We start from the raw sequence: 11,643 nt of genomic DNA on the forward strand, positions 1-11,643 counted from the left end.
TAAAACATTTCAATTTCAATTTCAACTTCAATTTCAATTCCAGCCTTTCACTAATCTCGTTCTAGAATTGCAATGTCTTCTAACAACTGTTCAATATCTTCCGCTTTAGTGCCGTCATAAAAACCTCTAATTTGACGTTTTTTATCAATCAGCATAAAGTTTTCCGTGTGAATCATGTCGTAAGCATCACCATTACCGTCAGTTTTAACCGCCAAATAACTCTTTCGGGCGAGTTCATAGATTTGTTTTTTATCTCCCGTAACTAAGTTCCACTTGGCATCTTTGACGCCTTTTTCAATGGCGTAGCGCTTCAATTGGGCAACGCTATCAATTTCAGGGGTCACGGAGTGGGAAAGCAGCATGATTTCATCATCATTCATAATCTTCTCTTGAATTTGCACCATGTGATCCGTCATAATTGGGCAAATGGTTTGACAGGTGGTAAAAAAGAAATCGGCCACATATATTTTGTCCTTATAATCTTCTTGGGTAATGGTGTCCCCATTTTGATTGATCAGGCTAAAATCGGCAATCGTATGATATTTGCTTTGGTGCTGTACGGTACTGTCTACCATTTCAAAATTGACCATTGAAGGTTGATAAATGGGCAGAACTTTTTTTGGTGTGAGAATATTAAATATGATGGTGACAATGATGATCGAGAGAACCAATAATACGATAGCAAAATACTTATAGTCCTTAAAAAATGAGAGCATTTTTAATGATTTTGAGGATGTTTTGAAAGATTTCTGTGCAAAAATACGATAGATAAGCGTCAAAAAAGGTATTTTTAATGCTAAAATCTGCTGTCATGAAAAACCTGTTCTGCTTCCTCTTTTTGTTGGGTTGCACGTGCCTTTACGCTCAAAACCAGCAGCAGACTGCCATCGTTGAAGCAGAAATGAAATCGGCCCTAAAGCGCATGGCGTTTCGTGCCAGCCCAAACACCGGCAATTACGATGTTAAATACCACAGATTGGAACTGGAGGTGGATCCTTCAGTGGCAAAGATCACAGGTGTTGTGACCACATATTTTGAAGCGAAGGCGCCCCTGAGCGACATTACTTTTGATTTGGCCACTAATATGACGGTATCGCAAGTCCTGCAACGTGGGGCTGTTTTAGAATTTACCCATAAAGCATCTGATGAATTGGCCATCAAACTATCACAGGAACAGCAAGCGGGAATTTTAGATTCAGTAACCATACATTATTCCGGAAATCCAGTAAGCTCCGGATTTGGATCATTTGAGGTGAACAAACACAATGGTAAGCCTATTCTATGGACACTTTCTGAGCCTTATGGCGCCAAAGGTTGGTGGCCTTGTAAGCAAGATCTGATTGATAAGATTGACGCTATTGATGTATACATTACGACGCCCAAAACGAATCCGAGCGGCGATGCTTACGTCGCGGTTGCTAACGGCTTGGAGCAATCCCAACGCAGTACAGCTACCACTAAAACAACCCATTTTAAACACCAATATCCTATTCCTGCTTACCTCGTGGCCATTGCGGTGACCAATTATGCGGTGTACGCAGATACGGTGCTCAACAACGGCAAGCCCTTTGAGATAGTAAATTATGTGTATCCCGAACAATTGGCCAAGGTTAAGGCACAGACTCCAATTACGGTGGACATTATGAAGCTATTTAGCGAGCTCTTTGGGGAATATCCTTTTGCGGATGAAAAATACGGTCACGCCCAATTTGGTTGGAATGGCGGCATGGAGCATTCCACAGTCTCCTTTATGGGCAGCTTTGACAGGAGCTTAATTGCCCACGAACTAGGACACCAGTGGTTTGGTAATAAAGTGACCTGTGGCAGCTGGCAAGACATTTGGCTCAACGAGGGTTTCGCAACCTATATGAACGGACTGGTGGTGGAACATTTAGATGGTGAAACACCGTTTAAGACTTGGAAACAACAGACAATCAACTCTGTAACCTCCAGAAGTGGAGGGGCGGTGTATGTGAAAGATTCAGATACGCTTAATGTAAATAGGGTGTTTGACGGTCGCCTATCTTATAACAAAGCTGCGATGGTGTTGCATATGCTGCGCAAGAAATTGGGTGACGAAAATTTCTATAAAGGGCTGAACACCTATCTCAATCATCCAGACCATGCCTACGGGTATGCCAAAACGGAAGATTTGCTGGCCATTATGAATGCCGCTAGCCCTCAAGATGTATCTGAGTTTTTCCAAGATTGGGTTTATGGTGAAGGGTATCCTACTTTTCAATTGGAGTGGTATCAATCAACTTCAAAGGAAATCAACTTCGTTTTAAATCAAACCCAAAGTCATCCGTCGGTCTCATTCTTTGAAACGGATTTACCGGTGCGTGTCATCGGCGCTTCCGGAATAACCCTAGACTTGGTTTTAGAGCATTCCAAAAATCAAGAACATTTTATAAAACCAGTCAATTTTAAGGTGGTAGATGTGTTGATTAATCCAGAATTTGATATTATTACAAAAACTACTGCTGCCGTTTTAAGTATCGATCAGCAAAAGATGGATGTAGACGTCTCCGTATATCCTAATCCCACGTCCCATCTGATTCGTCTTAAAAAACCAGATCATCTTAGGGTAGACAGGATCAACATCTATACTATTTTGGGTCAACGGGTGTATACTTCAGGTTGGACCCCTAGTATTGACATCACTACATTGTCTTCAGGTTTATTCATCATTGAACTGCAAACTAACATGGGTAAGCTTAATAAATCGGTGTTAAAAAACTAGCGATTAGAATCGCTTTAGTTTCCTAACTGCACTTAAAAGATTACTTTTGTGCCTTATAATTTTTTCTGACATACTATCAATGGAGTTTATTATTAAAATTTCTCAATTTTTATTGAGTTTGTCCCTGCTTATCGTATTACACGAGCTTGGACATTTTATACCAGCACGACTATTCAAAACACGCGTAGAAAAATTCTACTTGTTTTTTGATATCAAATACAGTCTATTTAAGAAAAAGATTGGCGATACCGTCTACGGAATTGGATGGTTGCCCCTTGGAGGCTATGTAAAAATTGCTGGAATGATAGATGAAAGTATGGACAAGGAGCAGATGGCATTACCACCACAACCTTGGGAATTTCGTGCTAAGCCCGCTTGGCAGCGTCTGATTATTATGTTAGGTGGAGTTGCGGTCAACTTTGTATTGGCCTTACTGATTTATATTGTGATGGCGTTTACTTATGGCGATACTGATATTTCTGTAGCAAGCATCAAGGGCGGGTATTTAATTGATAACCCATTATTAACAGATTTAGGTTTCAAAACTGGCGATAGAATCATGAGCGTTGGGGGTAATAAGGTAGTCAAGTATTCAGATATCAATACCAATCTGATTGGTGCTGAAACGGTAACTCTTGAACGTGATGGTGCGGAGCAAACCATCAGCTTGCCAGAAGACTTTTTAGGTCAGCTCACAACAAATAAGCACGAAGGTGGGCTATTCACTTTAAGGAGACCATTTTTAGTAGAGGCTGTGAGCGATACTTCTTTAAATAAATCGGCAGATCTTAAGAAAGGGGATTTGGTGAAGTCTATCAATGGTAAATCAGTGGAATATTTTGATCAAGCCGAAGACGTTTTAAAAGAATTTAAAGAGGAAACTGTTACTGCAGAAATTTTAAGAGATGGTCAAACCAAACGTTTGGATCTACAGGTTGATGAGTCGGGTAAATTAGGAGTTGTCATTGGGGGCTCACCGGATGATTGGGCAAAGTTGGGTTATTTTGATATTGTAAGGAATGAATACTCGCTTGGGGAAAGTTTGGGCATTGGCTTTAACAAATTCACAAGCCAAATTACCGGATATTTCACCCAATTAAAAATGATTTTCAGTCCGAGTACTGGCGCTTATAAAGGTGTAGGCGGTTTTAAAGCCATCTTTGATGTGTTTCCGAGCTCATGGAGTTGGGAGTATTTTTGGTCCATTACAGCGTTCCTTTCCATCATGTTGGGGGTGTTGAACTTGTTGCCAATTCCTGCACTAGACGGTGGACATGTCATGTTTTTACTTTACGAAATGATTTCAGGTCGTGCACCTTCAGAAAAGTTTTTAGAGCGTGCACAATTGGTCGGATTCGTGATTATCATCATGTTAGTATTATTCGCCAATGGGAATGATATTTTTAAAGCAGTAACAGACTAAAAATTTTTCAAAATTGTTTTGTTCAAGTCAAAAATAGCAATATATTTGCAACCTCAAAATAAGGTATTAAACCTTATTCCCTAGTTCAGATAGAACTTTTGGAAACGTTCTTTAAGAGATAAATAAAAGCCGCATTGTAATCAGGAATTGAAAAAATCATGATAAATCAAGAAAGCTAAATTATATTAATTAACCTTCCTCCTTAGCTCAGTTGGTTAGAGCATCTGACTGTTAATCAGAGGGTCCTTGGTTCGAGCCCAAGAGGAGGAGCAAACAAAGAGTTACATGAAAATGTAGCTCTTTTTTGTTTTTGGTAGGTTTTCAATTTTTATCAGTGTTTGTAAGGTTCAATAGGACTATTAAGATAATTTGATCAAATGACAACTTGCCAACTTTTTCTATATAAAAGGTTACCTATTAGGTTACCATAAAATAAGAAAAGGTTACCACTTTTTAAGTGTCCTAAATGTATGCCAATCGTTTAACTAAAACTTTTGGTCATGAATAAAAACAAATTATCTATTCGCTTTGTTATTGTCAAAGCAAAAATCAACAAGAACAATAAGTGTCCACTGTCCTGTAGATTGACATATCTAGAGAAAAGACATGCTTTTAATACTGGACTTTTCGTAAACCCTAAATTCTGGGTTTCTAAGAACCAACAGGTGCTTTCAACATCAAGCCAACATGATTATTTAAACAAGCAGTTGCAATTGATCGCTTTGAAATTGAATCAATCTTTTTTGGAACTTCAAATCAATCAAAATGAATTTACCGTTCGCGATGTTTATAAGCAATATAAAGGCGAGACCATTCAAAAGGAATATGACACGGTACAATTTTTCCAGGAGTTTCTAACGTCTCAGGAAAAGCTGATTGGTAAAGAAATCAAATTTGTAACATGGAAGAAGTTTGATTATGTAAAAAATGATGTCCAATCTTTTATAAAATGGAAGTTCAAAGTAAGTGACTATCCTTTAAAAAGTTTGCAGTTGCAATTCTTGTACGATTTTCAATATTATCTAATGGTTGAAAAGAACCAAAAGCAAATCACTATAAACAAGTCTCTTCAAAGATTCAGGAAGCCTATTAAAATTGCTATCGCAGAAGGTTTCTTAGAAAAAGATCCATTTCTGTTGTATAAAGCGAAAACAGTAAAACCTATTGTAGTTTTTTTAGATACTGATGAATTAAGCCGTTTAGAATTTAAGGTGTTTGATCATCCAAAATTACAGCTGGTTAAAAACCTCTTTATTTTCTCATGTTATACGGGGTTGGCGTATCATGAAATTGCAAATTTAGAAAGCAAACACATTATTAAAGGATTTGATGGTAATTTGTGGATTGAGATGATGAGGGAAAAGACATCAAAACCTTTTTCGGTGCCACTTTTACCAAAAGCTATAGAGGTGCTAAATATTTACCAGAATTGTATTGGTAGGATATTCCCTAAAATTAGCAATCAGCGTTATAATACATATTTAAAAGAAATTGCCGCGCTCACTGGAATAGATAAAAATCTAACCACACATACTGCCAGAAAAACCTTCGCTTCAACAGTATTGTTATATAATGATGTGCCAATGGAAATAGTAAGTGAGCTACTTGGGCATTCCAATATGAAGATTACTCAAGACAGTTATGGTAAGATTGTACAGAGGAAAATAAGTATAGAAATTGAAAAGTTGAAAAAGAATTTGCAATAGAAGCAAATCATTTAATTACCATCATTCTTATTATAAATCGAATAAAATAGGTAAATAAACATGTCAAGTTTCTCTAAGTTAAAATAATCAGTAGAATGTGTTAGACTTGGCTGTTTTATTTTACCTAATTGAGAAAAAATGTAAAACCTTAATGAGCTAGTAGTCTATAAGAACTACTTTCTGCACTACCCAATCATTGCTGATTTGTCCAAATATTGAAGTTAATTTATTTATACTGGAATGGATCAAAATAGACAGATTAGATATAAATCAATTTAATTGTGCACCTGTCATCAAATTTTATATTTTCGTAAGAAAAATAACATATTAGATTGAGGAAAACAAAATAAGGAAACCCTCAAGTGTTAACTTTATAACGCATAGAACACTTATAAATCGCCAAATAGACTAACTTAAACTTTAGAGAATGAAAAACCAAATTTTAAATTTCAGCATTTTATTAATATTAGTGTCATTTTTAATGATGTCATGTAGTACGGATAAAGAAACTTCTGATATTGATGATAAACCGTTGATTGAAATAAAACAGTACATTAAAAAGATAGAACATCAAAATCCAAAGGATTATCAAAAGGGTGCTCAATTTTTTTATAAAAATGGGAAGCTGACTTATATTTATTTAGATGATTGTAGTGGTCAATTGCTATATTATGAATATAATAATGATGGAAGAATTTCAAGAGGTTATGAAGGGAGTACGAATTTAACGGGAGATAATTTTAATCCAGAAACTTTTGATTTAGAATCTTATAAGCAAAATATACACACTAATTATTTCGATTATGTGTATTCGAATAAGAAACTTGTAAAAATGCAACATAATAGAGGTTTTTCAGATTATAATTTCATATATAATGCTGATAATAAGGTGGAAAGTATTGAATGTGTAATTCAGAATTCTGATTTAACGGAAAAATTGATATTTAAATATGTAGAAGGAAAAATAAGCAGCATTAGTAAAAAGAGATTTTATCCATCTAATTCATCTGAGGGCTTAGTAACTTATACATTTGAATATGATGAAAACCCTAATCCCTTAAATTTATTGGCTCAGAGTTATGGTCTCATTAATTTAAATACCTGTACTGGTTTAGATGTTTTACAAGCAGATGACATGGGGAATAACCTTTTTCAAAATAATGTGACAAAAGTGTATGAAGACGGAAAATTATTATATTCTGCTAGCTACCAATATGACGAGAACAAATACCCAACTAGAATAAACTACACTAAGATTAATGGACAATCAGGAGTTGAATTGATTACTTATGATAAATAATTTAATATAAAAATGAGATATAGAATCAATTTCTTTATGGTTCGTATTCAATATAGATTCAATTATTTAAAAATATTAAGTAATTATTTGATTATTATTTGATTAAAAAAGAAAAGGATATTGAATCAAAATTATGGAAGAAATGTGAAAGAAAATTTACCGTTCTAAACTTAAATTTAATCTATAAAAATGAGAGATAATATTGTTTAGGTCTTCCTATATCTAAGAAAATTAACTTTAAATATGACAGATTCAATTAGGGCACTTGCCAAATCTTACAACAAGCTAGATCATGATTTATTAGATTCCATTCTGGAAGACAATATAATTTATGAAAGTCAAAATGTGCTAGATCCTGTTGTAGGTAAAGCTAACGTTATGGACTATTTAAGAGCGAAATTTGATGCTATTCGTGTAAGTAATAATCTTGTTCATGCTGAAATTGGCTTTTTATCTGAAAATAGTCAGGACCCGTGTATTATTCTATCTCAGGGAAATAAAGATAATAAAGGAGCCCTAATTTTAATTGAGGAAAACAATAATAAGATTGCCAGAATAGATATCTGCACTATAGCGCCTCATTGGAGTTCAGCTATTAGAACTGATGAATATCCTAAATAACCAGCCTGTCCTAGATTTTTGCATAATCAAGTCTTAAAGTAAAATAATTTTAATTTTTTTAAATTTTTATAAAGTCACGAGTGATTGTTAATTAAACGAACACCCCTCCCTAAGTTGGAGCTGGGCATAGTGCCTCGCCATTGTTTATTTAAATAACATATCATGGTAACAATTAAAGATTTTAAGAAAAGAGAAACCAAGACAGGGGATGCATTTTTTGTTTTGGTTTTGCAAGGTGGAATAGCACCAGTGCAAAGTAGAAAAACTGGACGCATGTATTTTACAGCAAAAACCTGTACTGTTCCATCAACTTTTGATGAAGAGACGTGTAAGCAGATCATTGGTCAGCAATTTCCAGGAGAGATTGTGAAGATTAAAACAGATCCTTACGAATATGCCATTCCTGAGACAGGAGAGATCATTGAGCTAGAGCATCGATGGGAGTACCAGGACAGTGCATTGACACATGATCTTGCCAATGTATTAGAAGATTCCGAAGTGCTGTAAAGTCAGTACAGTCAACGCAAAAGAGCCATTAGTGGCTCTTTTTTTATGCAATTATATTTCATAACCAACATTTGGTTTAATCCATAAAACTTATTAATTATGCAATTACAACAAGCACAAAGACAGCAAGTTAAATTGAGAATTGGTCTTTCAGGTCCTTCAGGTTTTGGCAAAACATATTCTGCTTTATTACTTGCTAAAGGTATTACTAATGACTACACAAAAATAGCAGTCATAGATACAGAAAATGGTTCTGCCAGCCTTTATTCACACTTGGGACGTTACAATACCATTACATTACAGGCACCTTTTTCACCTGAAAAATATATCGCAGCCATTGAAATTTGTGAAAAAGCCAAAATGGAAGTTATCATTATTGATAGTATCACACATGAATGGACAGGAGCAGGAGGGTGCTTAGAAATTCATGATCAATTAGGCGGGAAATTGGGCTCCTGTAACTAAAAGACATCAAGGTTTTGTCAATAAAATATTAGAATCCAGTTGTCACGTCATTACAACCGCCAGAACAAAGGTTGATTACTCAATGGATAAAGATAGCAGTGGAAAGACTAAAGTCACAAAACATGGTCTAAAAGAGATTACACGTGAAGGTTGGGAGTATGAATTAACTGTAAATTTTGAATTGATCAATGAAAATCATTTAGTTAGATCTTCAAAGGACAGGACTGGTTTGTTTATGAATAAACCAGAGTTTATCATGAATGCAGCCACAGGCAGAAAGCTGATGGATTGGTGTAATAACGGAACAGACTTGGATACAGCACGTAAAGAAATAAATGAGTGTGAGACCATAGAGGGATTGCGACATATTTATTCAAAATACCCGAACCATCAAACGGTATTAATGTCAGATTTTATGGAACGTAAAGACTTCATTGAAAACGTACATTATGAAATTGTCCCAAATTCAGAAATTATTGAACCAGAAAAACTTAAAGAAAATGGAATTATTACAAACGCAAAATAGGCATAGCATTATTGTGCCACAAGAAGAAATTGTAGTAGGCACTAATAAAGCATTTATTGAGGCTAACACTTTAGAGGTTAGCCTCTCTCATCTTAAAACTGATTGTACAATTCCAGTTTTTTCAAAGGATAATGAATGTACAATATCACATCAAGAATTTATAGGTACGGCGTATGATTGTGCCAAGAGCATTTTTAGTGATTATGCAGTCAGTATGCCAGAAGTAAGGGTAAGTCACATAGTAAAGGGCAGAATACCTTCGGCTATTGGTAAACCCGTCAAGGAATTAAAAGAACACGAAAAGACCATCTATTATGAGCGTATGATGTTTAAAATTGAAATACCCGATGTTTATGAAATGATAAATGGAAATTTAGTAAAATTGACTTTAGGGGGTGTAAGGGCGTACAATCAAGAAAATCTTTACAGCAAGAAGACTTTTGAGAAATTTAAGTTTTTTATTGGCTTTCAAAATATGGTCTGTTGCAACATGTGTGTGACTTCTGATGGATACGTTGGAGAAATGAGAGTAGGGTCTTTAGAAGATCTAAAAAAGCAAATTTTGGAAGCAATTGGTTCTTATCAAATGCAATATCATTTAGAGAGCATGAAGGCACTTACAAAGCATAAGCTTTCTGAAAGGCAGTTTGCACAATTGATAGGTAGATGTAGGCTTTATAATTACTTGCCCAAAAAGGAAAAAGTCGAGATTTTGCCGTTTTTATTAAACGATGGTCAAATTAACAATGTTGCCAGAGCGTATTACGAGGATGATAGTTTTTGTAGAGAAGATAATGGAGACATCACACTGTGGAATTTTTTCAATTTATTAACAAGTTCCAATAAAAGCAGTTATATCGACACTTTTTTAGATAGAAGCCTCAATGCGCACGAGATAACTCAAGCGCTGTCAAATTCACTCAATAACAGAACATCTGTTTGGTATTTAAATTAATTAACCATAGCTAAAAGGCTCATTTCGTATGAGCCTTTATTATAAAATTATGAAAAATGAAGAATTGGCAGAACTGTTCAAATACTGTTCGCCCAGAAGTATAATGGTAATTACATGGTATGGAAAACTTAAAACGTTGTATTGCCCAATCACTGTAAAAGTCAAGAATGATGTTGGCAACCTGTCCATTGGTAATCTGGTTAAGGTTGATGCAATAAAGCTATCTGATACTAGTGTTACAGTCTTTATAATAAATAATAAGGCTTATTACTATTACCATTTTGATATTTTAACCCATTTGCTATAATGTAATAGCTAAAAGTAACATCTATAGATTGGCTTTATGCTGTATTTTGTTTGAAATTTCTAATTTTATTTATGAAATTATCGTTCTTTTGAGATGGTTTAGCCTTTAAAGAAAACCACTGAAAATGAATTTGGGGGGTGGCGAAGGTGTCTAGAGATACCTTTTTCACTACCATTAAACTACAACTATGATTATTTTAGAAATACCAAATTTGAAACTTCACGATTTATTGGATGAACAAAAATTTAACCAAATTAAATTGAAGTTTATTAAACTTCATAATGGTAATAATTTAGATGGTACTATTTGGAAAGAGCTTGAGAACATTGAAGTTTTCGATTTTGAGTTTACTAATTACCCGGATTCTTATAAATATACTGGTGTCGATTCTCAATTGTTAATTTATAATAAAGAAAAATTGAAATCCTTAAATTTTTATAAAGATTACTTATTTAAGGCAATCAATGACGCCAAGTTGAAGGCTATTGGAGAAGTCGAAATTAGACGTAAGAATGAGCAGCGTTATACTTTGGAAGAAAAAATAAGTTTTTATGATGAATTAGAGGAAGAGTTAATTGATTTTCAAAAAGCGATTTTTAAGACAGAACATTTAGTCGAGAAACTCAAGAACCATCTCAATGAAGCATCCCTGGAAATAAGAGATCATATTGTTGACAAGGTTGCTGAAATAAATGATAAATACTCCGCAAAACTGTCTTTTAATATTAGTCGAGAAAATTTGGCGCGATTATTCTCCACCTTACATAATGAAAATAAAATAAGCGCAATTACAATGCAGGAGCTAGCAAGATTCATGAATAAGCATTTTCTTGTTAAAAATAAACCTTTAACATCTAGTTTTCGAAATAGACTTACTCACTATCAAAAAAGATCTAACTGGAATGTAACCTCAAAACAAGAGATAAATGAATTACTAGAACATTTAAAGCATTGATAGCAAGTAGGTGCAATTCCCTGCACCATAATCTATACTCGGTTTATGCTTGATTTTTAAATATTTGCATGACGAATAATTGAGTCGCATTATGCATCCTAGACTCAATTGTTGGAAGTCATGTTTAATATTTAA

The 11,643-nt window shown here is 34.6% G+C and carries 12 protein-coding genes and 1 tRNA gene; 12 read left to right on the forward strand and 1 reads right to left on the reverse strand.

From position 1 onward, the window contains the following. Positions 1-50: 50 nt before the first annotated feature. Complete coding sequence (locus tag ES711_RS08565; protein ID WP_146892602.1) at positions 51-716, reverse strand: SCO family protein; 666 nt, start codon at positions 714-716, stop codon at positions 51-53. Between the two features lie 95 nt (positions 717-811). Between ES711_RS08565 and ES711_RS08570 the strand changes: the two genes are divergently transcribed. The 12 genes from ES711_RS08570 (at position 812) to ES711_RS08620 (ending at position 11,508) form a co-directional block, all read left to right on the forward strand. Next, entirely contained in the window at positions 812-2,743 is a 1,932-nt protein-coding gene (locus tag ES711_RS08570; RefSeq protein ID WP_146892604.1) for a M1 family aminopeptidase, read from the forward strand. Positions 2,744-2,822: 79 nt separating this feature from the next. Next, on the forward strand, positions 2,823-4,166 hold the full coding sequence (rseP, locus tag ES711_RS08575; RefSeq protein WP_146892605.1) for an RIP metalloprotease RseP: 1,344 nt from the start codon (positions 2,823-2,825) through the stop codon (positions 4,164-4,166). A 196-nt stretch (positions 4,167-4,362) separates the two neighbouring features. Then, positions 4,363-4,436: transfer RNA gene (locus ES711_RS08580), tRNA-Asn, on the forward strand. A gap of 230 nt (positions 4,437-4,666) precedes the next feature. Further along, positions 4,667-5,872, forward strand: a complete 1,206-nt coding sequence (locus ES711_RS08585) for a site-specific integrase (protein ID WP_146892607.1) — start codon at positions 4,667-4,669, stop codon at positions 5,870-5,872. 427 nt (positions 5,873-6,299) lie between these two features. Continuing rightward, positions 6,300-7,172 (forward strand): hypothetical protein, encoded by an 873-nt coding sequence (locus tag ES711_RS08590; RefSeq protein ID WP_146892609.1) that lies wholly within the window; start codon positions 6,300-6,302, stop codon positions 7,170-7,172. Positions 7,173-7,415: 243 nt separating this feature from the next. After that, positions 7,416-7,793 (forward strand): hypothetical protein, encoded by a 378-nt coding sequence (locus ES711_RS08595; protein WP_146892611.1) that lies wholly within the window; start codon positions 7,416-7,418, stop codon positions 7,791-7,793. A 162-nt stretch (positions 7,794-7,955) separates the two neighbouring features. Further along, positions 7,956-8,300 carry a hypothetical protein gene (locus ES711_RS08600; protein WP_146892612.1) on the forward strand — a complete coding sequence of 115 codons (345 nt, stop codon included), beginning with the start codon at positions 7,956-7,958 and terminating at the stop codon, positions 8,298-8,300. 99 nt (positions 8,301-8,399) lie between these two features. After that, positions 8,400-8,765 (forward strand): AAA family ATPase, encoded by a 366-nt coding sequence (locus ES711_RS16500; protein ID WP_246139153.1) that lies wholly within the window; start codon positions 8,400-8,402, stop codon positions 8,763-8,765. 82 nt (positions 8,766-8,847) lie between these two features. Next, positions 8,848-9,291 (forward strand): hypothetical protein, encoded by a 444-nt coding sequence (locus ES711_RS16505; RefSeq protein WP_246139154.1) that lies wholly within the window; start codon positions 8,848-8,850, stop codon positions 9,289-9,291. After that, positions 9,266-10,246: a DUF3871 family protein gene (locus tag ES711_RS08610; RefSeq protein ID WP_146892614.1), complete on the forward strand. Its 981-nt coding sequence runs from the start codon at positions 9,266-9,268 to the stop codon at positions 10,244-10,246. The genes ES711_RS16505 and ES711_RS08610 overlap by 26 nt, the downstream gene beginning before the upstream one ends. Positions 10,247-10,274: 28 nt before the next feature. Further along, complete coding sequence (locus ES711_RS08615; protein WP_146892616.1) at positions 10,275-10,553, forward strand: hypothetical protein; 279 nt, start codon at positions 10,275-10,277, stop codon at positions 10,551-10,553. Positions 10,554-10,740: 187 nt separating this feature from the next. Further along, positions 10,741-11,508 carry a hypothetical protein gene (locus ES711_RS08620; RefSeq protein ID WP_146892618.1) on the forward strand — a complete coding sequence of 256 codons (768 nt, stop codon included), beginning with the start codon at positions 10,741-10,743 and terminating at the stop codon, positions 11,506-11,508. Positions 11,509-11,643: the final 135 nt, after the last annotated feature.

The sequence above is a fragment of the Gelidibacter salicanalis genome, assembly GCF_007997285.1.
GTDB lineage: Bacteria > Bacteroidota > Bacteroidia > Flavobacteriales > Flavobacteriaceae > Gelidibacter > Gelidibacter salicanalis.